The sequence below is a fragment of the Flavobacterium sp. AC267 genome (assembly GCF_979258715.1).
The window spans coordinates 4,813,814-4,835,774 of record NZ_OZ409875.1 but is presented as its reverse complement, the minus strand read 5'-3'; the positions used below and the strand labels follow the sequence as shown (position 1 = coordinate 4,835,774).

The following is a 21,961-nucleotide window of genomic DNA, read 5'->3' as shown; positions in this document are numbered from 1 at the left end:
AAAAAAGCTTTTAGTATGTGTAATCAGTGGCAAAAAAACATAAAAAATGAGTAAAAATGTATTTGTAGAAGGGCCAATTGCTCCTGAATTTATAGCCGAGTCAATCGCCAAACACCAATCCAAATATACGATTGGAGCGCACAATATTTTTTTAGGACAAGTTCGTGCCGATGTAATTCACGATAATACTGTGGTAGCAATTGATTATTCTGCTTATACGGATATGGCAAATGAAGCTTTGCATGCAATTCGAGAAAAGGCATTCGCTAAATTCGATTTAATCTGTATGCATATTTATCACAGTCTGGGCGTTGTAAAAGCGGGCGAAATCTGTTTATTCGTTTTTGTTTCGGCAACGCGACGCAAACAAGTTTATGAAGCCACAGAAGCAATTGTAAACTGGATAAAAACCGATGTGCCTATTTTTGGTAAGGAAATGTTTGAAAACGATACATTCACTTGGAAACAAAATACCTAAAAAAATATAATGGTAGATATTACGCATAAAATAAGCACATTAAGAAAAGCAACCGCAACCGCAATTGTAAAAGTCAGTCGACAAGAAACAATTGATGCTGTAGTGAATAATTTAGTTCCGAAAGGGAATGTGCTTGAAATGGCAAAAACCGCTGGATTGTTTGCAGTTAAAAATACGCATTTATCGATTCCGGACTGCCACCCAATTCCAATTGAATTTACTTCGGTTGAATATAAAATTGAAGGTTTAGAGATTCAAATTATCTTCAATGTAAAAACAGTTTACAAAACTGGAGTTGAAGTTGAAGCGATGCATGGCGCATCAATCGTGGCACTGACCATGTATGATATGTTGAAACCAATTGATAAAGAAATCGAAATTTCAACAATTAAATTAATAAATAAAGAAGGCGGTAAATCGTCTTTCAAAAATAAATTCCCTACTGCGATAAAAGCTGCTGTTTTCGTATGTTCCGATTCGATTTTTGCGGGCGATAAGGAAGATCGATCTGGAAAAGTTATTGTTGAGAAACTGGATTCTTATGGGATTGAAACTTCTCATTATGAAATCATTCCAGATGAATTGGATATTATTCAGGAAAAAACAAAAGCTTTCGCTAAAGAAAATCAGTTAGTAATTTTTACAGGAGGAACTGGCTTATCGCCGAGAGATGTAACGCCTGAAGCGCTTTCTCCAATTTTAGAAAGCAGAATTCCAGGAATCGAAGAAGCAATTCGCGATTACGGACAACAAAGAATGCCATACGCGATGCTTTCGAGAAGTGTTGCAGGAACATTGGGTAAAAGTCTGGTTTTGGCTTTGCCAGGATCAACAAATGGAGTGAGAGAATCGATGGACGCTGTTTTTCCGCATGTAATGCACGTCTTTCATATTTTAAAAGGAAAAAATCATGACAGCCTCTAACACTATTTTGACGGATGGTTTTGGGCGTAAACACAACTATTTACGCATTTCGGCTGCTGGAAAAATGCAATCTGCGTTGTACGTACTGCATGCCGGCTGACGGAATTGTGCTTTCTCCAAAAGCCAGCTTAATGACAGCCGAAGAGATTTTTGGTATCGCTCAGACTTTTGCACAAAATGGTGTTGATAAAATTAGATTAACGGGCGGAGAACCACTTTTGCGAAAGGATTTCCCAGAAATAATCGCAAAATTAGCTTCTCTTGATATTTCTCTTTCCATCACAACAAACGGAATTTTGATCGACCGTCATATAGAGGTTTTAAAGCAGTTTAAAATTAAAAAAATCAATTTGAGTTTAGACACTCTTGTTGCATCTAAATTTCACACAATAACGCTTCGAAATCAGTTTCAGAAAGTAATAGATAATTTGCATTTACTTCTAAATCATAATTTTAATGTAAAAGTAAATGTGGTTTTGATGAAAGGTTTTAATAATAACGAAATTGTTGATTTTGTCAAACTAACACAGTTTCTGCCAATTTCAGTTCGATTTATTGAATTTATGCCTTTTGCCGGAAACGAGTGGGACAGAAGTAAAATGGTTTCGCAAGATGAGATTTTATCTTTGGTTGGAAATACTTTTGCGTAGCGGAAATTCAAAAACTGGAAGACGAGAAAAACTTCACAGCGAGAACTTATAAAATAAAGGGTTTCCAAGGTGATTTCGGAATTATAAGTTCCATTACCAATCCGTTTTGTGACAGTCGCAATAGAATCCGCTTGACGGCAGACGGAAAAATTAAAAACTGCCTTTTTTCCAATTCAGAAACCGATCTTTTAACGCCTTTTAGAAATGGAGAATCTATAACGGATTTGATTTCAGAATCCATTCAAAATAAAAAGAAAGTAAGAGCAGGAATGGTTACCATTGATGAAATGGATGATCCCGCAAAACACTTTGATAATCGCAGTATGATCGCGATTGGGGGATGAGAATTGATTGTTGATTTTTGATTGTTGATTGTTGATTGTTGATTGTTGATGCATCACTATAAAGCCCTTCGACTTCGCTCAGGGTGACATATCGATTGTCTGGCTGAGCGAAGTCGAAGCCTTTAAGCGTATCGTTTTGTTAAGAATGACAAACTTTGTGGTTACAGAACTTTGTCAAAGTTTTAAACTTTGACAAAGTTAATACGTACAGATTGTCCTTAAGAGGAACGAAGCAATCTCACGACGATTATACCTATTGTTATATTCATCCCTTTCAAGAACTTTTGGAAACTAAAAAAGGTTCAACTTTTTACAGTCAAACCTTTTCCAAATATTATCACTTCTTTTTAGCTTTTGCTTTTTTCTTAGACTTAGCTTTCTTTTCATCTGCTTTTTTAGCTTTTTTTGCCTTTTCTTTTTTAGCTTTTTCTTTTTTCTTTTCAGCCTCTTTTAGTTTTGCTTTCTTGGCTTTTTCCAATTTTTTGATAACAGCTTTAATCGCTTTTTCTCTTTTCTTTTCCTTCTCTTTTTTAGCTTTAAGTTTAGCTTTCAGCTTTGATTTTATATCGTTCTTTTTGTTTTTTCCAATTTTTTCGATGGTCACAATTGGTTTGTTTTCTTCAAAAGGAACTGGAATGTCATTTGTTTGAATTTCTACAATTTCAGAAACAATAGGTTCTGTTATTAAAGGTGTTGTGGTTGCCTTTTTTACAGTAGCTCTGGGTGTTCCTTTGGTTGCTTGCTTTTACAGGTGTTTTTGCAACAGGCTTAACCGTAGTCGCTGGAGCTTTTGCGAGCAGGTGTTTTTGAAGCAGTTCTTGTTGTTCTTTTAACTATTGTTTTGGCTTCTGGTTGTATCTCTGTCGTGTTTTCTACGACTGTTTCTGCTGGAATATCAGTGGTATTTACAGCAGGAGTACTTGGATTTCGTTTTATCATAACTGTATTTTTATTGAGTAAAATAGCTTGGTGCTGAGAAATATAATAGCATTTAGGGTATAATGCTTTCTCGTCTAATTCTTAGCTAAGCTAAATATACATAATTTTTAAATACGTAAATGTTAAGCTTTTATTAGAAAATATTATTGTTTCACTAGCTCTAGAATCATGAAATTGCTTTTTGGTGCTTCGCATAAAGAGCGACAATAAGTATCTGGAAGATTCTCAAATAAAAGACCTTTAGGAATGCCTTGAGTTTCATCGCCGTATTCTGATTTATATAGTGTTAAACATTCTTGACATTGATAAATATCCAATTGTGTTTTTTCTTTTTTCTGCGTGTTTTTAGTAGTTTCTGTTGTTGCATTCCCCAGTTCTTCAAAATATTTTCGGCTTAATTCAATAAGAATTGTTGGAAGCTCAAGCTTGTCGATATCTTGAGAATGCACAATATATTCTCGTGTATTTGGGTCGAAATTTTTAGCAGATAAAACATTGTAAGTATCTCTGATTTTAATTGATTCTAAAGCAACAGGAAGTTCGTTCTTTTCGATTACAATCGAAGTAAAATAATGTCCGTCGCGATTGTATTCAGAAATCCCAAAATTCAATCCGTATGTACTGATGTCAAATTGATCCAGCGTACGAACCAAAAATGTTTTAAGATTCAAAGCCCATTCCATTGCAACTGGTAAATGCCAGTTTAGTTCTAATAAAGAATGACGAACGTTGATTCCTCTTTTACCTAAGAACTTTTCCCATTCTAGTTTTCGATCTTTCGGAATTCCTTTTATAATGAACGATTTCCATGGTGTAATACAAATTTTTCCAATTTTGCATTCAAAACATAAATCACACATTTCTTTCAAGAAATCTAAATCATATAAATTATTTCGCCAATACAATCCCAGCCAATATTGATCAATTCCCATTCGGTTCATTCCTTCGTAATACGGAAAAGGATAAAAGGGAATATGTAAAGGTTTGTCGATTGTCCGGCTGTTGGTGTCTAGTGCTTCACTTACCAATGTAAAAAGCATTTCGATATCAATAGAGGTTTCTGCTCGCTATTTTTTCTATTTCGTAATAGACCTTGGCTAGATCCCAACTGTAAATTAGAACAGGATAAACTTCCATTTTTTCCCATTTTGGAAGACGGATATACAAATACCAATAATCTTCATGTTCTGAAGCAATAAAGTTTATATGCCCCGTAAATAACGGAACAAGCTGTTGTTTTGGATCAGTTATATTGACTTTTAGTTTAGGCTGTTCTTTAAATTCTTCTAAAACATATAAAAAACGATTTCCAGTTAGCCAATTGGTATTTCTAAATATATCTGTCGAGACATAAGAAGAAACAATATTGTTACCGCTTTGTTGATCTGGATAGACAAAATGATGTTTACCTAAAATTGTTTTATCCAAAGATTTAAAACCTTTAGGAAAAATAATGTCTTGTCTCGAACCAAAAGAAATGGAATCTAAACCTTCTTGCAGGGCGATATTAACTACTTCACGTAATTCTCCCGGCGAAATAACGCCTCCTTTTACTATTAATCTTGTTAGTTCCATTTTTTTTTAGTTTTTAGTCTCAGTTTACAGTCTCAGTTTACAGTCACAGTCTCAGTCTCAGTCTCAGTCTCAGTCGTAGTTTACGGATTCACTGAAAACTGAGACTGTGACTGGAAACTATCTACATTTTGCCAATATCTCCTTCACCTCTGTTTTACAGTCGCCACATCCTAAACCTGCACCTGTGTTTTTACACAAATCAGTAAAATCATTTACGCTGCTTTTGATTGTTTCTTCGATGTTTCCTGCGCCAACCTGACTGCAGGAACAAACTAATTTGCCTAAAACGGGTTTCGCATTGGAACTTCCACGCAATAATAAATTTCGTTTGTCAGATAATTCGATTTTGCTTTCAATCATCGTTTTGAATTCGGCAAACTCATTTTTATCTCCCATTAAAATTGCTCCCACCAAAAGATCATCTTTGACAATGCACTTTTTATAATAACGTTTTTTCAAATCAGAAAAGACAATTTCTTCATACGAATCGTCATTTTCTGGAATTGTAATATCGCCAATACTGCATAGGTTTATATCTTCTAATTTTAAAATATTCATTAAAATCGAGCCTTTATAATAACTGCTGATGTCACCAGCTAAAAAGTTGGCCAGAATATCGGCTTGTTCTTCTGCTTGCAGAAGTGATTCCGAAAAGTTTATTATTGAATTCTGCTATTTCGCCAATGGCAAAAATATCTGGATTTGAGGTTTGCAGATACTGGTTCACTTTTACACCACGTCCGCACGCAAGTCCACTTTCTCTTGCAATTTCGATATTTGGAATTGTTCCAATCGTATAAACGATTGCATTTGCGGTTATGATTTTACCACTCTTTAAAGCAATTTCAATTTCATTCGGATTATCAGTTTCAAATACAGTACTCACTTCATTATCAAAATAAATCTGAATATCGCGAAGCTGTACTTCTTCTGCCAATAATTTACTGGAAATTCGGTCAAGCTGACGTTCCATCAATCGAGATGCCCTTTGAATAATAGTAGTTTTTACTTTTTTATGTTTCAGAGTCATGACCAATTCTAAACCTAATAAGCCGCCACCAATAATAACAACATGTTTTTCTTCGGGTGGGAGATTGGTGCTGTCCAAATGTTTTTTTAAACGATCTGCATCTTCTTTTCGTCTTACGGTAAATCGGCCGGGAAGATGAAGCTGTGCATTTTCTGGAACAAACGGACGACTTCCAGTGGCGAGAATCAAAGAATCGAAAGTGTGAATTTCACCTTGACTGTCTGTTATAGTTTTTAATTTGGAATCTATTTTGTCAATAGAAATTCCCGTTTTCATCGTGATTTTAAGTTTATTAAAAGTTTCGCCGTCTTTTACTTTTAATAATTGTTCCCAGGTAAACTCGCCTGTCATATATTCTGGAAGCAAAACACGATTGTAAAACGGATTTACTTCATTCGAAAAAACAATAATTTCATCGGTTGAATTGAATTCACGATAATTTTGAATAAAACGAAACGAAGCCGCGCCGGCACCAACGATTGCAATTTTCTGAAACGGTTTTACATATTTGGTTATCGAGACGGTTGTGTATTTAAAATCAGGTTCTTTTGAAACGGGATCTACAACTGTATTCGTTAGATTGTTAGTTCGGTTTAAATCATTTTCGAGTTGTTTTCCCCAGTGCATCGGCAGGAAAACTACTTTTTCTTTAATAGAATCTGTAACTTTTGCTTTTACGCGAACTTCCCCGTTTTTGCTGGTAACGGTAACAATGTCGCCATTTTTAATTTCATTTTTAAATGCATCAATCGGATTTATTTCTAAAACTGGACTTGGAATATGGGTTAACAATCTAGATACTTTTCCCGTTTTGGTCATCGTGTGCCATTGATCGCGAATTCTTCCTGTGGTCAAAATAAATGGAAATTCGGCATTGGGCTGTACCGAAGTATTTTCAATAGAAACAGGTAAATTAAAAATGGCTTTTCCTGAAGGCGTATAGAATTTTTTGTCGGTAAACAATCTCGGTGTTCCGGGATGTCCGTAATCTGGAACCGGCCATTGAAAAGTACCTTCATATTTTAAACGATTGTAATTTAAAAAGGAAATATCGATGTTGGTGCCTTTGGTAAGCGCACAATGTTCCTTGTAAATTTCTTCGGCACTATTAAAATTGAATCCGTTGAAATTCATTTTTTTAGCGAAGCGAATTAAGATTTCAACATCTGGAAGCGCTTCGCCAGGCGCATTGATTCCTTTTGGCAGATATGAAATACGACGTTCTGAATTGGTCATCGTTCCTTCTTTTTCCAGCCATCCTGCGGCGGGTAAAAGTAAATCGGCAAATTTTGCCGTATCTGCATTATGCGAAATATCTTGAACAACAACAAATTTTGCATTTTGAAGTGCTTTTTCAATTCTTCTGGAATCTGGTAAACTCACTAGCGGATTGGTACAAATAATCCAGACGGCTTTCATTTTTCCCGATTCTAAAGCTTCAAACATTTCTGTAGCTGTTAAACCTGGTTTATCTGAGATTTCGTCAACGCCCCAAAAATCGGCAACTTCTTTACGATGCGCAGGATTAGCAATGTCTTTATGAGTTGCCAAAAGTGTTGCCATTCCCCCAACTTCGCGTCCGCCCATTGCATTCGGCTGACCTGTTAAAGAAAATGGTCCAGAACCTGGTTTTCCAACTTGACCTGTTAATAAAGACAAATTCAGTAAAGCGGTATTTTTATCAACGCCAACCGCACTTTGGTTTAAACCCATCGCCCAAAGCGAAATAAAACCTTTTGCTTTTCCGATAATATCGGCAAGCTTAATATCATTTACTGGAATACCACAAAGTTTTGAAGCTTTTTCTAATGAAGTACTTAAAACTAAGTCTTTGTATTGTTTAAAGTTTTCAGCATTGTTTTTTACAAAATCATGATCTACGTAGCCTCTTTCGATAATACGTTTGGCTATTGCATGATATAAGATAATATCAGAACCTGGAATAATTTGTAAATGTAAATCGGCGAAAGCGGCAGTATCTGTGCGTCGCGGATCAATACAAATGATTTTTATTTTAGGATTTTTCTCTTTGTGTTTTTCAAGTCGTCTAAACAGAATTGGGTGACACCAAGCGGGATTAGCGCCTGTAATTAAAAAAGTGTCGGCCAATTCAATATCATCATAAGCAATTGGAACTGAATCTTCTCCAAAAGTTTTTTTATAACCTACAACTGCAGAACTCATGCAGAGTCTGGAATTGGTATCGATGTTATTGGTTTTCAAAAAACCTTTTACGAGTTTATTGACCAAGTAATATTCCTCTGTTAAACATTGGCCCGAAATATAAAAACCAACGCTGTCTGGTCCATGTTTTTTTATGATAGAAGAAAAAACAGCTGCCGCACGGTCAATCGCGGTATCCCAGCTTACACGTTCCAGCGGATAATTTTTACTGCCGCGCATTTCAGGATATAAAATTCGGTCGGAAGTATCATTGACTACATAATGCAGATTCATTCCTTTAGAACACAACATTCCTTTGTTTACAGGATGATCTTTGTCGCCTTCGACCATTACTCCGTTTTTAGAATCGTTGGTAACAATGATGCCACAGCCAACGCCGCAATACGAACAGGTAGTTTTGATTTTGGTGTTTTGCATTACATTTCTTTTTGATACTTACTATTGGATTTGTGAATCTAGATAAATCACGTATACAAAAATAAGTATTTTTACGTATTAATACTTAATTTTTGAATTTATTTTTCTATTTTTGATGAAATTAAATGAGGAACAACCAATTAGTTTTTAATCTGCTAAAATTAGAACTCATGAAAGAACAGCAGACCATTTGTTATTCTTGTGTCAATGAAAATTGCTTTATCAAGAAGCACTTGCATTTAGAGCAGATGAAATCGTATGTTTCTAAAAAGCAAAGCATAATTTGTAAAAAATCAGATCGATTTATTACGGAAGGTGCGCCTTTGCAAGGACTTTATTTTATTTGTAAGGGAAAAGTAAAAACCGTGAAAACAGGAATTAACGGCCGTGAACAGATCGTTCGTTTAACAAAAAATGGAGACATTATTGGCTTTCGGGGTTTCGGAACGAGTAAGCGTTATCTAATTGGCGCTTATGCATTGGAAGATACTGTATTGTGTAATTTTAGCAATGAAACCATACTAGATATTTTACAGCATGTTCCTGAATTTACCTATGCTTTAATGTTGTTTTATGCCGATGAATTAAACAAAAGTGAAAACAATATTCGAAAGATTGCACACATGAATGTCCGCGAGCGTGTTATCGATTTATTGCTGTATATTCACCGCAAGTTTGGGCAGGTGAATGGTTTAATTGATATTGAGCTTTCGCGAAAAGAAATTGCTGATTTTGCTGGAACGACAGAAGAGCAGGCGATACGTATTTTATCAAGTCTTAAAAAGGAAGATTTAATTAAAACACAAGGAAAACGTATTGGGATTTTGGAAGTTTCTGCATTGCGTTCTGAAATTATGGAGCATAAATATTTTTAAGATTCTTAAATATTATTGCTTGTTAATCTTTATTTGGTGCGTTTAAGTTTTACTGGATTCTGCCTTGTATCAAAAACATCTGCAATTTGTATTAGTTTTTTTTCTTCGTCTATGCTATATATAATCTTGTAATTATTGCATACCAGATAATAATATTTGTTATCTCTATCAATTAAGAGATCTTCAATTTGAGTATAAAAAGTATTGTTTATGAGCTTGTTAGGTTCATAGATTATTTCTTTGATAATTTTTCTAGCGACTCTAATTCCTGCTTTTTCAAGATAATAGTTGTAAATTTTATCAATTTCATTTTCTGCAAATTGCGACCAGACAATTTTCAATTTCATTATTTGTATTTTTCTAGAAGTTGAGAAGTAGTTTTATATCTTCCATTTTTAAAATCGTCTTCTGATTGATCAATTCTAGCATTAAATTTTTTAATTGACATTGGATTGATAAAATCATTATCATCGACAGTGCTTTTGTTTTTCAATAAATTTTCTAGCTGAGAAATCAGTTCTTCGCTTTGAATTTTTAAAAATTCCTGTACAAATTCTATTTTTCTAGTTTGTAAATCCATGACATTGAATATTTTTTCAAATTTACGAATTATCTTCCAAGGGAATATTTTTTTAATGTGTTTTTTAGAAAGTGTGTTGTAGAGACGAACTGCAGTGCTTCTAACGCGACCAATGCAGTTTATTTTTTCATGCCAACAAACCGAATCACAGAACCAGTTCCGTTATGGAATAAACCTTAGTGCAGTTCGATTTCTTTTTCTTCTAATTCGATGATTTCGTAATCTGGAAAATCCGCTTTAATTTCTTCGATTGAAAATAAAGATTCAATATCTTTTGGTCCGCCTACGTTTTCATTTTTGATTAAATATTCCAAATGCTTTTTGCTGAAAGCTTCAAAAATAATAATACCATTTTTACGCAGTAATTTATCCAGTTGTTTATGAATAGTTGATTTAATTCCTGCTGGAAAATGAGCGTAAATTAAAGCAATTGCATCAAATTGTTCTTCTTTAAAATTTAAAGTTTCTAATTCGCCAACCTGATAATCAATTGAAACATGGTTAACTTCAGCAAGTTTTAAAGCTTTAATTTTTCCTTCTTCACTAATATCAAAAGCCGAAGCTTTCCAGCCTAATTTTGCGGCAAATCCAGCATTTCGTCCTTCGCCTTCAGCAGGAAAAAGAATCGTTCCGGGATTTAGTTTTTGGATTTGTTCTTTTAGGTAATTGTTAGGTTCTTCACCGTATGCAAATTCGTCGCTTTTATAGCGATCGTCCCATCGTTGAGTCCAGTTGGTCATGTTTTTATATATTGAATTAAATTTTTCAAAGATGTTTTTTATAAAAACTAAGTTTCTTCATTTACCAAATATATTGATAAAAAATTACCCTTTTCCATATTTTGAAAAAGGGTAGTTTATAAATTTTGGATCTTTAATTTTGTTCAGTTAAAAAACTCTAGGATTTACAGAAATTATTAACTAAATCTATTTTAATCTTAGCCAACAAGTGTTGTTACGTCGCTATTTACATCAATTTCTGCAAAATTATGTTTTCCCATAACGATAAGCAGTTTGTTTGTATTATATCCTACATATCTTATTTCAGGTTCTCCTTTTTTTGGTTCACCGCAAACAGAAATTACATTCGTCTGCCATTTCAATTTGCTTCTTTTATAGGCAGATATTGTTTGTAAATCATTTTCAACATAATAAATAATGTTGTTTTTTTTTAATTCCTCTTTTTTGTGTTTTCGCAAAATTTATTTCTGATTTTTTGGAAATTAAGGCATCATTGTATTTTTGAGCGATACCAGTGTGAGTGACAAAAAAGGTTAACATAGATAATTTTAAAAATGGTTTCATTAGGATAGAATTTGGGGTTCATAATCGATTCAAATATAACTATTTAAACCACATAATGAGTTTTTGGTACGTAAAAAAAAATACCCTTCTCCGAAATAGGAAAAGGGTAAAATATCTATGTTAATTTTAAAGAAAAACTATTTTTTCCAACTAAAAATTCTCGGATTCACAGAAATCATTAACCAAGCCCAATTGTTAGTATGGCCGGCGTCTCCGTTTTTAATAAATTCCATTGTTTTAGAACCAAACATTTGAGAATAACCTCCTGTAACTGTAATATCTTTTTTGAAGTTATATCCAAAAGTAGCATCAATTTCAGTTCCTAAATAGGAATCTAGTTTTTCATTTGCAGGCGTAACCACATCAGCAATGACTAAAAATATATGTGGCATTAAAGCAAACTGCCATTTATTTACATTGTAATTCAATTTGATAAACGCATCTTGTAAACCAACATTGTTTAAGTGATTTCCAACATAAAAATAATCCATATAACCGTTAAAACCGTGGTTGGTTCCAAATATTGGGTTAAATGATTTAATTACAGAGCTTCCGTCATTTGTATTTTTTCCAGAAAGAAATTCATATCCTAAACCAGCTTTAAAAGATTCTGTTATTTGGTATCCGAAGTTTGTCTGCGACATTCCAAGCGCTAACCTGTAAATCTGTACTTTTTCCAGTTTGTCCATAAAGCCAAAAATTACTGTCTATTTTGCTTGTTTTGAATGTTAAGTAGGTACCAAAAGTTTGTTTATAATCAACTAGTAATTTAGCGTCTGCATTGGCATATTCATAACCTGTATTCAGAACTAAAAAACTCAAACCTAAATCGGTGCTAAATTGATTATGATACCAAGCATATTGTAAAGCTTTATAATTGGCAACTGTGTAAGGAGTCTGAAGAACGTTTTCGGCAGTTGAGTTATAAGCACCTCCAAAATCTAATTTTTGTTTTTCATTTTGATAAGTTACGGTAAGTGCATCATGGCTTTGTCCTTGTTGCGCCCAGTCCATTTCTCCTAAAATACGCTGATTATCATAAGAAAGAACTTGACGTCCCATTCTGGCGCTCCATTTTTCGGTAAAATTATATTGTGCCCAAGCTTCAAAAACAGCAACTCCATTTTTATCTGCAACGGCGGTTGAAGGAACATCTCCCCAAGTTCTTGTATTTTGAAAAGTCAATTTTACAATTAAATCTTCTTGTTTATAATTGAAATTTAAGCGGGAACGCTGTGAAATTTGTGAAGTACCTTCTTGACCTTCCTGTAAAAGTTGTTTGTAACCGTTTCTGTATTCAAAACGAGGTCTTATTTGAAGATTCACATCTAATTCCTGTGCCTGAATTTCTAAGCTTATTCCGACCAATAATAAAATAACTAATTTTAATTTATTCATGATTCATGGGTTTAATTATGAAGGCAAATTTATAAGAAAAAGCTGTTGTATTATATGATTTTGATCATATTTCTAATTATTTTTTAATCCACTATTAAGATACTGTCTCTAATTTGAAGTGTGTTGCTGTAAGTTCTTTTTTCTTAGTCATTTGTGTTATAGTATAATGCATCCAGACTAAGCATACGATTGAGAAGATTAGAATGAAAATCCATGAACTAGACCATATTCCAGTTGCAGTTAACAAATATCCAAAAATAATTGGTCCAAAGAAACCGCCTAAACCACCGATCATTCCGACCATGCCGCCAACAACACCAACTTCATTAGGGAAATATTCTGGAATGTGTTTGTAAACTGCCGCTTTTCCAATTCCCCATGAAATTCCGATAAGAATTACTAAAACTAGAAAAACCCACATATTCGCATCAAATTTAATTACTGTGATTCCTTTGGCTATTAATTCCTTTTTCGCTACATTTTGATTATTTGCAACAACAACATCCTGCCAGCTTGAAGTCGTTGGAAAAATAGCGTTTTCATTTACAAGAGAAGCTTTTTGCATAATTGGATATTCTTTGTCGCCCACTTTTACAGTTTTGTTATTGATGTCATTAACGACTCCTTTTTTAGTCGCTAATATTCCAGGTCCGTCAGTCGTGATTTCCATTTTCGGAACCATTAATAAAGCACTTAAAATTACAGAAGAACCCAAAACCCAGTACATTACTTTTCGGGCTCCAAATTTATCAGAGAGATAACCTCCAAAAGCTCGGATTACGCCAGAAGGCAGACTAAACATAGTGGCAAATAAACCACCCATAACTAAACTGGTTTGGTATACGTTCATGAAATTTGGTAAAAGCCATTGCGAATACGCTACAAAACAGCCGAAAACTAAAAAGTAGTAGGCTCCAAATCGCCAAACTCTAGCTGATTTTAAAGGGGTAAGCATTTGAGAAACACTTTTGGTATTGTTCTCGATTTTTTTGTTTTGAGCGAAAATCAAAAAAGCAACTCCGATTACAACTAAGGAAACGGCATAAATTACAGGAAGAATCTTCCAGCCATTCTGTGGATCACTGATTGAAAAGTGATTTAATAACGAAGGGGCTAAAAATGTTGTAATTGCGGCACCAGCATTTCCCATTCCGAAGATTCCTAAAGCACGACCTTGCCATTCTTTTGGATACCAGATTGAAGTATAGCCAATTCCGACTGCAAAACTTGTTCCGACCATTCCGAAGAAAAAACTAAGTAATGCAAACATAAAAAAACTGTCGGCATAGGGAAGGAGAAATAACGGAATTGAACTCAGCAGTAATAAAAGAGAAAAAACATATTTCCCACCAAATTTATCTGTCAGGATACCAATTGGTAAACGCATTATGGATCCTGTTAAAATTGGAATTCCAAGCGACCAGCCAACTTGAACAACACTCCAGTGGAAAATTCCGTTATCGACTAGAAAGGTTACTAATACCCCGTTTAAGGTCCAACAGGCAAAACACACTGTAAAAGCCAATGTGTTCAAAAATAAAATTTTGTGTGATTGCGATAGTGCGTTTGAATTTTTCATAGTACTTATATTTTGATGTAAAAATAAGTACTAAAACTTAGTTAAAAGATGCTAAAACGCAGTTTTTGAAAAATAATTACGTATTTATACGTAATTTTAAATTAAAGAATATTCAGTCGCTTTATTCGAAAGTTCCATCAGGTTTTTTACTTTCAACTTTTTCATTAAGTTGAAACGATGTACTTCGGCTGTACGTTTACTGATGTCAAGTGCTTCGGCGATCTCTTTATTTCCTTTGCCAGATAATAAAAGGGTTAAGATTTCTTTTTCTCTTTTGGTAATCATCATTTCTTCACCTAAGTTTTGTTTAGGTTCTAATGATGTTGCTGAATTTGTCAATTGGCTTATCAAAATAGAAGAAATATCACCGCTGAAATATTTTCCTCCCGCTGAAACGCTATGTAGTGCTTTTAAAAATTCTTCTTTACTTGAACCTTTTAGTAAGTAGCCGTCGGCGCCTGCTTTTATAGATTTCAATACATATTCTTCCGATTCGTGCATAGAGAGCATAATGATTTTTACGTCATTATTTTCGCTTCTAAGTTTTTCTACTACCTCGATACCTGTTAAGTTTGGCATACGAATATCTACTATAAGTAAATCAGGTTTGCTTTCTGCAACCACTTCAAGTGCATCTGCGCCGTCAATTGCTTCGCCTACAACCTCAATGTTTGCTTCGTTTTCCAGTAAAGATTTGATTCCGTCTCGAACAAAAACATGATCATCTGCCAGCACTACACGAATGTTATTACTCATAATTTACTTAATTTGGATTCTGGATTTTTACGTATATTCATCTATAAAGAAGATGCTAATATACGTACTTTTTTTAAATTTAAATTCCAATATTAAAATTTCTAATGTTGGAAATTCCAAATTCTAAATTTTTAGAGACGTAATTTTTGCAACGTGAAGATTGCGAAAGGTCTTGCATGAAGACCTTTGTCAAAGTTTGAAACTTTGACAAAGGTTTGCGACTATTAACCCGACAGATTTTAAAAACCTGTCGGGTTTCGAGATGTAATTTTTGCAAGCATTAAGATTTTGAACGTTCTTATGATTAGAACTTTGACAAAGGTTTTGCGACTATTAAACCTGTCGGGTTTTGAGATGTAATATTTACAGTGTTAAGATTTTAAGCGTTCTTTTGATTAGAACTTTGTCAAAGTTTCAAACTTTGACAAAGTTTAGTTTTAATTGCCTCCAGCTTTAGCTGGAGGTTTTTGTGGCTAAAAAAACAAGGGCTTTAGCCAAAATAGTAAGTTTGGCTAAAGCCTCTTTTGATACTTGTTTATATACCTCCAGCTAAAGCTGGAGGCAATTGATTTGTTAGAAAATCTAATAAATTAGACTATCTTTTGAAAACGATTGCCGCGAGAGGGATGGGAGCAGGCTACCGAAGTAGCGCGGACAGCCCGACAGCGTCGCGATAAGAGGGCGAATAAAGACAAAGTAAATTTGCCCTCTTGTCGCGATGGTGTCTCGCCCTGATTATTTTAGATTTTAGAGGGTAGATTTTAGATTTAGTATGACTGCGAACCTACTTTTGTCAAAGGTTTTATATTTATTGTGGAGTTACTTGCGGGGGCTTCGACTTCGCTCAGCCTGACAAGATTGTTTGAACTTTGCCAAACTTTTAAACTTTGCCAAAGGTTTATATTTATTGTGGGGTTACTTGCGTCGGCTTCGACTTCGCTCAGCCTGACAAGATTGTTTGAACTTTGCCAAACTTTTAAACTTTGACAAAGGTTTTATATTTATTGTGGGGTTACTTGCGTCGGCTTCGACTTCGCTCAGCCTGACAAATATTTAGCTGGACTTTTTTTTTGTATTAAGGTTAAAACTTTGACAAAGCTTTCTAAGAGTAAAGCGGTTGGAATTTGGAATTTTAAATTTGGAATTTTTACTTCAGTATCGGGATATTAAAAGTAATTCTCGTTCCTTCGCCTGGGATGGAGTTGATGAAAACGCGGCCGTTTATGTATTGGATTCGCTCTTTCATAAACAGTAAGCCCATTCCAGATTCGCTGTTTCGTTTTTTGTCGACAGAATTGATATCGAAACCTTTTCCGTTATCGTCGATAATAACACTTAACAACGTTTCGCTGTGCGAAAGCTGTACAATAATATGCGATGATTCGGCGTATTTTATGGCGTTGTTAATGGCTTCCTGCGTAAGGCGGTAAATGTTGATTTCGATTAGGGAATCTAATCGCTTGTCAAAATCGGTTTTGTTATAGAAAAGGATTTCTTTTCCGGTTAATTTGGAAAGTTCCTGAGTCAGTTTTGCGAGAGAAGAAACGATTCCGTGATCGCTTAATTCTGGAGGCATCAAGTTGAAAGTTGCGGTGCGGACACCTTTTATAATGTCTAGCGAAAGCTTCTTTAAATACTCAATTTTTTGTTCTGATTTTTCTCTGTCGTCTAGATTGATGCTTTCTAAACTAAACTTTAAACCTGTAAGCATTTGGCCGATTCCGTCGTGAATTTCCTTTGCGATTCGGTTTTGCTCGTTTTCTTGGTTTTCTACAATTTTACTCGAAATAATCTTTTGCTGATTGATTTTTTCGGTTGTGTTTTCCAAGTTTAAACGTTCAACTTCGCGCTGTGCTTTTTTGCGTTCGGTAATGTTAAAGCAAACAATTAAAAGCTCCAGTTCGTCTTTTTTGATCATAACCGGAACCATTGATAAATCTAGCCAGATAGTTTCGTTTTCTTTGTTTAAAATACTGATTTCGCCCTGCCAGCCGCTTCGTTGTTTTTCGAAGATCAGGCGGTCAAAATTGGTTTGCTCTTTTTCGTCAACTGTTAAAACTTCTGAGAATTTTTTATTGGATGAAAACTTGGTATAATTGAGAAGTTTTGCAAATTTTTCTCCAATGTGAATAATAGAACCATCTGGCGCAATTCGGCAATAGAGTAACGTATTTTCCATTGCATAATTCAGCGATTTTAATTCTTTTACTGAGTTTTCCTTGATTTCGCTCAGTATTTCGGTATCGTACGCTAGTTTTAAAGCTTTCTTTTCTGAAGATAAAAGTTTAGCTATTAATCGTTCGATTTTCTTATTTGTCGGTTTGAAAATAAAGAAGAATTCTAAAAGTAAAACGAGCAATGTGAAGCCAAAAATCCAATATTCGATTCTGCGCTGTTCGGTTACTTTTTCGTGCGCTTCAAGATCATATTGGGTTACAATCTGATTCATTTTTGAAAGAAAAGGACCTTCGTTTTCAAGAATAATTTGAACCAGTTTTTGATTTTCTGCAGTTTGTTTTTGTCGCTTTAAATTAAGTAAAAAAGAATCGGTTGTCTTTGCAATTTTATTGAAGATCGGATTTATCTCAAGATATAATTGATGAAGTGTTTCCGATTTTTCTTTTGGAAAAGCTAGACTGTCACTGCCATTTTCGAGTGCATTTTGGTTTTTCTTCCACAGTGATAAAACTTCTTTTAAATGGGAGATTTGTTTAGCAGAAGCGGTATCAGAAACGTAATGAAGAATCAGAACTTCTTTGACAATTTTCTGACTCAGCATTCGCTGTTTTCCCGAAAAATTTATGATTTTAGAATCGCTTAACTGCTGATTCAGATTGTATTGAACTAAAAACTGACTGATAATTATAGTTAAGGCAATAGTAAGCGACGCAAAAAAATACAAGCGTCGTAAATTTTTGAAAGTGATTTTGTCTGCGACTTCCTGATTGCTTTTTTTCATAATTGTTACAATCCTAAAGAAGCTTTTATAAGGTTTAAATTTTCTTCAGAATAATTGATTTTCAAGGCTTCTTGATGTCCTTTTTCAGACATTTTGTCCCAAGTTTTTTTGATGATGTTTTTTAGTTTTTCTTCATCATGTTTTTGAACGAAAGGTTCTAAGTAGTATTCTAAAAATACTAAACAAATAACATCTTCCAGTAATTGCGTTTCATGATCTTTTTTAAGTAATTTTTTCTCAATCAAAAATGAAACACGGTCAATAAAAGTTTGATCGTAACCTGCTTTTTCTAAAATTTCTGAGGTAGTTTTAGCATGGAATTTTTTCAGTTCTTCTCTCCATTTTAGATAACCAACACGATCCATTGGGTACGATTCGCGCGCTACTTTCCATCGACAGATATGCTGTGCTTTTGAGGCGATCTGAATTTCTTCTGAAGCATTCGGTTCAAATTGCATTAATCTATCGTACATCCTGTTCGAATAGAGTAATTCTTTTGGATATTCTGTGTTTTGATCGAGTTCGATATTTGGATCCTGAGCGTTTTCAGCATCAATCCATTCGCTTGCTTTTTGAAAAGGTGTAGTCATTTGTTGGTTTGATAATAGAATTTCAAAGATACGGAAATTAGTAGAAAAGTCGAAAGTCGAAAGTCGCAGTGGAGATGAAAGAATAAAGAATAAAGAATAAAGAATAAAGATTTGAAAAACTTTATCATCTTGTTTCTTGCTTCTTTCATCTTAAAATTCTAATCCACAAATCCAACAAACACTTCGTTTTCAACTACTTTTATCGGATAGGTTGCAATTTTAAAATCGTCTCCATTTAGGTTAGAACCATCAACTAATGAAAAAGTTTTCTTGTGCATCGGGCAGGCGATTTTCGGAATATCATCTGTTGATCCTGTCATTCCTCTTGAAAGCACCATTTCCATTTTGTGCGGACAAGCATTTTGACATGCATACCATTCGTTGCGACGGGTAAAGTTGAAAATCGCAATCTGTTTGTTTTTGTATTTGATACAGCCGCCACGATTGGTAGGAAAATCTTCGATTTTGCCAGCTTTAAACCAGATTGTTGCATCACTTGCATGAACTGTTTCGTATTGATTTAAGATTTCTTCCATTTTGATTAAGTTTTGATTTCCTGTTTCTTAGCCCTCTTTTTACAATCATGAGAGTTATGATGGCGCAGTAAAAAAGAGGGTAAGAAGGACAGCAAACGTTTGTGATATTTTTTTTCTTTTTTTTGGAGCTGTTTTTTTAATTAAAAATTGAGAATTAAAAATTAAAAATCTTTGGAACTGGAATTTTTGTTGCGACTATGCTATGTTTGTTTATGCAAGTGAAACGCCTTTTTTTGAGTTCTATAATTCTATGTCTCTATGTGTTTAAAATTTTTGGTTACGACCAAGCTTTTGGCATTTTTTGATCTCTCAGCTGACACAAAAACTGCATTGTCGTCTTTCTCTTCTGAGTTAATGAAATGATTAAAACGTTTTAATAATCTTGGTTTTTCTAAAACTTGTTTCCATTCGCATTCAAAAGTGTTAACCAAAGTCTGCATTTCGGCTTCTAATGTTTCGCAGATTCCTAAGCTGTCTTCGATGATTACTTCTTTTAAATATTCTAAACCTCCGTCTAATTTTTCTAACCAAGTTGAAGTTCGAATCAGCGGGCCGGCTGTACGGATGTAATACATTAAGAAACGGTCCATGTATTTGATTACGGTTTCTTTGTCAATTTTTTCGGCTAATAAAACAGCGTGTTTTGGGTTAGCACCGCCATTTCCTGCGATATATAAATTCCAACCGCCTTCAACAGCGATTAATCCGAAATCTTTTCCGCGAGCTTCGGCACATTCGCGAATGCAGGCCGAAACACCACCTTTTAATTTATGCGGAGAACGAATTCCTTTATATCTGTTTTCTAATTCGATGGCAAATCCAGCGCTGTCGTCCATTCCGTAACGACACCAAGCATTTCCAACGCGACTTTTTACGGCACGAAGAGATTTTCCATAGGCGTGACCGCTTTCAAAACCATTATCAATTAAGATTTTCCAGATTTTAGGTAAATCACTTAAATGTGCACCGAATAAATCAACACGTTGTGCTCCAGTTATTTTAGTATATAAATCAAATTGTTTGGCAACTTCGCCAATTACGATTAATTTCTCTGCTGTAATTTCTCCTCCGGCAACTCTTGGCACTACAGAATAAGTTCCATTTCGTTGAATATTAGCTAAAAATCTGTCGTTTGTATCTTGTGTTGTTACATGTTTGTTTGCCGTATCGTTGTAAATACTAGAGAAAATAGAAGCTACAACAGGTTTGCAAATTTCACAACCGTCGCCTTTTCCGTGATGATCAATTACATCATAAAAATTCTCATATTTATTGATTTTTACCAAATCGAATAATTCCTGACGATTGTAGCTAAAATGCTCGCAGATAACTTCTTTAACTTCTTTTCCTAAAGATTTCTGAGTAGCTTTTACTAAATCTGAAACCATTGGTTTACAGCCTCCGTGACCAGAAGTTGCTTTTGTATGTTTGACAACATCTGAAAAGCTCGAACAAGTCTCGTCTAAAAGAGAGCGAGCAGATAGCGCCTTTGGTTACATTTTCGCAAGAGCAAATTACGGCAGTATCTGGAAGATCCATAACGCTTCCTAAACTGGAACCTTCAGAGCCGTCGCGAGAACCCAAAATCAAATCTTCTGGATTTTTTGGCAATGCCATTGCGTTACTGTAAATCTGGAAAAGCGAATTGTAATCGCTTGAATCTCCAACTAAAATCCCTCCTAAAAGCGTTTTAGAATCTTTAGTAACATTGATTCTTTTGTAAATACCGCTTAGTTTATTCTCATAAATAATGGCCGTTACATTTTCATTTTCAATAAAGGGATCTCCAAAACTTGCCACTTCAACACCAATTAATTTTAATTGAGTCGACATATCAATGGTTTCTCTCATGGTTTTAGAACCCTGTAAAATTTGCTCAGCGACAACATCTGCCATTTCGTAACCTGGAGCAACAAGTCCGTAAATGTTTTGGTTGTAAAGTGCGGCTTCGCCAATCGCAAAAATAGAAGGATCTGATGTCTGCATTTGATTGTTTACCACAATTCCGCCTCTTAAACCAACTTCAAGCCCCGAAACTCGAGCCAGTTCGTCGCGTGGTTTAATTCCGGCAGATATTACCAACATGTCTACCTTTAACAATTCGTCGTTTGCAAACATCATTCCCGTTATACTTTCCTTTCCGTCAATATATTGAGTAACTTTATTAAGATGAATGCCAATATTTAATTCTTCAATTTTAGATTGCAAGCATATCACTTGCGCCCTGATCCAATTGTCTCGGCATCAAACGCAGCGCAAATTCTACCACATGCGGATTCAAACCTAAATCTCTAACGGCTTTTGCTCGCTTCAAGACCTAAAAGCCCGCCTCCCAGAACTGCGACTTCAGTTGCACCTTTTATTTTTATTTTTTTAGCGTAAGCCATAATTGCATCCAGATCTTCGATGGTTCTGTATACAAAAACACCTTCTTTTTCAACTCCGTCAATTGGTGGTACAAACGCAGAAGAACCTGTTGCTAAAACTAAGTAATCGTACGTATGTGTTTTTTCTAAATGCGTATGTATTGTTTTTTCTTGGCGATTAATATCTGTAATTAATTCTGATGTATTGAGAATAATGTTGTTTTCAGCGTACCATTCACTTGTTGATAATGATAAAATGTCTGATGTTTTTCCTCCAAAGTACTCGCTTAAATGAACGCGATCGTAAGCTCTTCTTGGTTCTTCACCAAAAACAGTAATCTGATACTTTTCCTGTCCTGATTTTGCAATGAATTTTTCGCAAAATTTATAACCAACCATGCCGTTTCCAACTACTATTACTCTAATCATGATTTCTTTAATTAAGTATTACTACGCAAATATAAGTATTTATACTTA

The 21,961-nt window shown here is 34.6% G+C and carries 18 protein-coding genes and 3 pseudogenes; 4 read left to right on the top strand and 17 right to left on the bottom strand.

Going from position 1 to position 21,961, the window contains the following annotated elements; genetic code table 11:
- Window positions 1-46: 46 nt before the first annotated feature.
- The 3 genes and pseudogenes from ACZZ95_RS25675 (at window position 47) to moaA (ending at window position 2,396) form a co-directional block, all read left to right on the top strand.
- Complete coding sequence (locus ACZZ95_RS25675) at window positions 47-478, top strand: molybdenum cofactor biosynthesis protein MoaE (protein WP_463471255.1); 432 nt, start codon at window positions 47-49, stop codon at window positions 476-478.
- A gap of 9 nt (window positions 479-487) precedes the next feature.
- Window positions 488-1,402 carry a bifunctional molybdenum cofactor biosynthesis protein MoaC/MoaB gene (moaCB, locus tag ACZZ95_RS25670; RefSeq protein WP_463471254.1) on the top strand — a complete coding sequence of 305 codons (915 nt, stop codon included), beginning with the start codon at window positions 488-490 and terminating at the stop codon, window positions 1,400-1,402.
- Window positions 1,389-2,396: pseudogene (gene moaA / locus ACZZ95_RS25665) on the top strand (GTP 3',8-cyclase MoaA). Before moaCB ends, moaA begins: the two are co-directional and overlap by 14 nt.
- 337 nt (window positions 2,397-2,733) lie before the next feature.
- On the opposite strand, the gene ACZZ95_RS25660 reads toward moaA, so the two are convergent.
- The 5 genes and pseudogenes from ACZZ95_RS25660 to ACZZ95_RS25640 all read right to left on the bottom strand — a co-directional run bounded on the left by ACZZ95_RS25660 (window position 2,734) and on the right by ACZZ95_RS25640 (window position 8,541).
- Window positions 2,734-3,000: a hypothetical protein gene (locus ACZZ95_RS25660; RefSeq protein ID WP_463471253.1), complete on the bottom strand. Its 267-nt coding sequence runs from the start codon at window positions 2,998-3,000 to the stop codon at window positions 2,734-2,736.
- Between the two features lie 164 nt (window positions 3,001-3,164).
- Window positions 3,165-3,335: a hypothetical protein gene (locus tag ACZZ95_RS25655; protein WP_463471252.1), complete on the bottom strand. Its 171-nt coding sequence runs from the start codon at window positions 3,333-3,335 to the stop codon at window positions 3,165-3,167.
- Between the two features lie 143 nt (window positions 3,336-3,478).
- Window positions 3,479-4,375, bottom strand: coding sequence for a rubredoxin (locus ACZZ95_RS25650; RefSeq protein WP_463471251.1), 897 nt, complete (start codon window positions 4,373-4,375; stop codon window positions 3,479-3,481).
- Between the two features lie 7 nt (window positions 4,376-4,382).
- Window positions 4,383-4,910 carry a hypothetical protein gene (locus ACZZ95_RS25645; protein ID WP_463471250.1) on the bottom strand — a complete coding sequence of 176 codons (528 nt, stop codon included), beginning with the start codon at window positions 4,908-4,910 and terminating at the stop codon, window positions 4,383-4,385.
- Between the two features lie 117 nt (window positions 4,911-5,027).
- Window positions 5,028-8,541 (bottom strand): annotated as a pseudogene (locus ACZZ95_RS25640) (molybdopterin-dependent oxidoreductase).
- A gap of 170 nt (window positions 8,542-8,711) precedes the next feature.
- On the opposite strand from ACZZ95_RS25640, the gene ACZZ95_RS25635 reads away from it, so the two are divergent.
- A complete protein-coding gene (locus ACZZ95_RS25635) occupies window positions 8,712-9,416 on the top strand; it encodes a Crp/Fnr family transcriptional regulator (RefSeq protein ID WP_463471249.1) in 705 nt (234 codons plus the stop codon).
- Between the two features lie 29 nt (window positions 9,417-9,445).
- On the opposite strand, the gene ACZZ95_RS25630 is transcribed toward ACZZ95_RS25635, so the two are convergent.
- The 12 genes and pseudogenes from ACZZ95_RS25630 to nirB form a co-directional block, all read right to left on the bottom strand.
- The gene (locus tag ACZZ95_RS25630) at window positions 9,446-9,763 is read right to left on the bottom strand and encodes a type II toxin-antitoxin system RelE/ParE family toxin (RefSeq protein ID WP_463471248.1); all 318 of its coding nucleotides are present in this window, start codon (window positions 9,761-9,763) and stop codon (window positions 9,446-9,448) included.
- Window positions 9,763-9,996 carry a hypothetical protein gene (locus ACZZ95_RS25625; protein WP_095951671.1) on the bottom strand — a complete coding sequence of 78 codons (234 nt, stop codon included), beginning with the start codon at window positions 9,994-9,996 and terminating at the stop codon, window positions 9,763-9,765. Before ACZZ95_RS25625 ends, ACZZ95_RS25630 begins: the two co-directional genes overlap by 1 nt.
- A gap of 176 nt (window positions 9,997-10,172) precedes the next feature.
- Window positions 10,173-10,736, bottom strand: coding sequence for a class I SAM-dependent methyltransferase (locus ACZZ95_RS25620; protein WP_463471247.1), 564 nt, complete (start codon window positions 10,734-10,736; stop codon window positions 10,173-10,175).
- Between the two features lie 197 nt (window positions 10,737-10,933).
- On the bottom strand, window positions 10,934-11,194 hold the full coding sequence (locus ACZZ95_RS25615) for a hypothetical protein (RefSeq protein WP_463471246.1): 261 nt from the start codon (window positions 11,192-11,194) through the stop codon (window positions 10,934-10,936).
- 243 nt (window positions 11,195-11,437) lie between these two features.
- Window positions 11,438-11,944, bottom strand: coding sequence for a hypothetical protein (locus tag ACZZ95_RS25610; RefSeq protein WP_463471245.1), 507 nt, complete (start codon window positions 11,942-11,944; stop codon window positions 11,438-11,440).
- Window positions 11,901-12,698: an alginate export family protein gene (locus ACZZ95_RS25605; protein ID WP_463471244.1), complete on the bottom strand. Its 798-nt coding sequence runs from the start codon at window positions 12,696-12,698 to the stop codon at window positions 11,901-11,903. The genes ACZZ95_RS25610 and ACZZ95_RS25605 overlap by 44 nt, the downstream gene beginning before the upstream one ends.
- A gap of 94 nt (window positions 12,699-12,792) precedes the next feature.
- On the bottom strand, window positions 12,793-14,277 hold the full coding sequence (locus tag ACZZ95_RS25600; RefSeq protein ID WP_463471243.1) for an MFS transporter: 1,485 nt from the start codon (window positions 14,275-14,277) through the stop codon (window positions 12,793-12,795).
- 96 nt (window positions 14,278-14,373) lie between these two features.
- Entirely contained in the window at window positions 14,374-15,033 is a 660-nt protein-coding gene (locus ACZZ95_RS25595) for a response regulator transcription factor (RefSeq protein WP_095951666.1), read from the bottom strand.
- Between the two features lie 1,147 nt (window positions 15,034-16,180).
- On the bottom strand, window positions 16,181-17,992 hold the full coding sequence (locus ACZZ95_RS25590) for a sensor histidine kinase (RefSeq protein WP_463471242.1): 1,812 nt from the start codon (window positions 17,990-17,992) through the stop codon (window positions 16,181-16,183).
- Window positions 17,993-17,997: 5 nt separating this feature from the next.
- The gene (locus ACZZ95_RS25585) at window positions 17,998-18,582 is read right to left on the bottom strand and encodes a DUF4202 domain-containing protein (protein ID WP_463471241.1); all 585 of its coding nucleotides are present in this window, start codon (window positions 18,580-18,582) and stop codon (window positions 17,998-18,000) included.
- A 158-nt stretch (window positions 18,583-18,740) separates the two neighbouring features.
- Window positions 18,741-19,118, bottom strand: coding sequence for a nitrite reductase small subunit NirD (nirD, locus tag ACZZ95_RS25580; RefSeq protein WP_095951664.1), 378 nt, complete (start codon window positions 19,116-19,118; stop codon window positions 18,741-18,743).
- A gap of 277 nt (window positions 19,119-19,395) precedes the next feature.
- Window positions 19,396-21,913: pseudogene (nirB, locus tag ACZZ95_RS25575) on the bottom strand (nitrite reductase large subunit NirB).
- Window positions 21,914-21,961: the final 48 nt, after the last annotated feature.

What these genes read in the sequence shown, in the direction of transcription:
- ACZZ95_RS25645 (WP_463471250.1), bottom strand. Translation starts at nt 4,910, where the DNA reads ATGGAACTAACAAGATTAATAGTAAAAGGAGGCGTTATTTCGCCGGGA.
- moaCB (WP_463471254.1), top strand. Translation starts at nt 488, where the DNA reads ATGGTAGATATTACGCATAAAATAAGCACATTAAGAAAAGCAACCGCA.
- nirD (WP_095951664.1), bottom strand. Translation starts at nt 19,118, where the DNA reads ATGGAAGAAATCTTAAATCAATACGAAACAGTTCATGCAAGTGATGCA.
- ACZZ95_RS25630 (WP_463471248.1), bottom strand. Translation starts at nt 9,763, where the DNA reads ATGAAATTGAAAATTGTCTGGTCGCAATTTGCAGAAAATGAAATTGAT.
- ACZZ95_RS25625 (WP_095951671.1), bottom strand. Translation starts at nt 9,996, where the DNA reads ATGGATTTACAAACTAGAAAAATAGAATTTGTACAGGAATTTTTAAAA.
- ACZZ95_RS25595 (WP_095951666.1), bottom strand. Translation starts at nt 15,033, where the DNA reads ATGAGTAATAACATTCGTGTAGTGCTGGCAGATGATCATGTTTTTGTT.
- ACZZ95_RS25655 (WP_463471252.1), bottom strand. Translation starts at nt 3,335, where the DNA reads ATGATAAAACGAAATCCAAGTACTCCTGCTGTAAATACCACTGATATT.
- ACZZ95_RS25650 (WP_463471251.1), bottom strand. Translation starts at nt 4,375, where the DNA reads ATGCTTTTTACATTGGTAAGTGAAGCACTAGACACCAACAGCCGGACA.
- ACZZ95_RS25610 (WP_463471245.1), bottom strand. Translation starts at nt 11,944, where the DNA reads ATGTCGCAGACAAACTTCGGATACCAAATAACAGAATCTTTTAAAGCT.
- ACZZ95_RS25605 (WP_463471244.1), bottom strand. Translation starts at nt 12,698, where the DNA reads ATGAATAAATTAAAATTAGTTATTTTATTATTGGTCGGAATAAGCTTA.
- ACZZ95_RS25675 (WP_463471255.1), top strand. Translation starts at nt 47, where the DNA reads ATGAGTAAAAATGTATTTGTAGAAGGGCCAATTGCTCCTGAATTTATA.
- ACZZ95_RS25620 (WP_463471247.1), bottom strand. Translation starts at nt 10,736, where the DNA reads ATGACCAACTGGACTCAACGATGGGACGATCGCTATAAAAGCGACGAA.
- ACZZ95_RS25590 (WP_463471242.1), bottom strand. Translation starts at nt 17,992, where the DNA reads ATGAAAAAAAGCAATCAGGAAGTCGCAGACAAAATCACTTTCAAAAAT.
- ACZZ95_RS25585 (WP_463471241.1), bottom strand. Translation starts at nt 18,582, where the DNA reads ATGACTACACCTTTTCAAAAAGCAAGCGAATGGATTGATGCTGAAAAC.
- ACZZ95_RS25600 (WP_463471243.1), bottom strand. Translation starts at nt 14,277, where the DNA reads ATGAAAAATTCAAACGCACTATCGCAATCACACAAAATTTTATTTTTG.
- ACZZ95_RS25635 (WP_463471249.1), top strand. Translation starts at nt 8,712, where the DNA reads ATGAAAGAACAGCAGACCATTTGTTATTCTTGTGTCAATGAAAATTGC.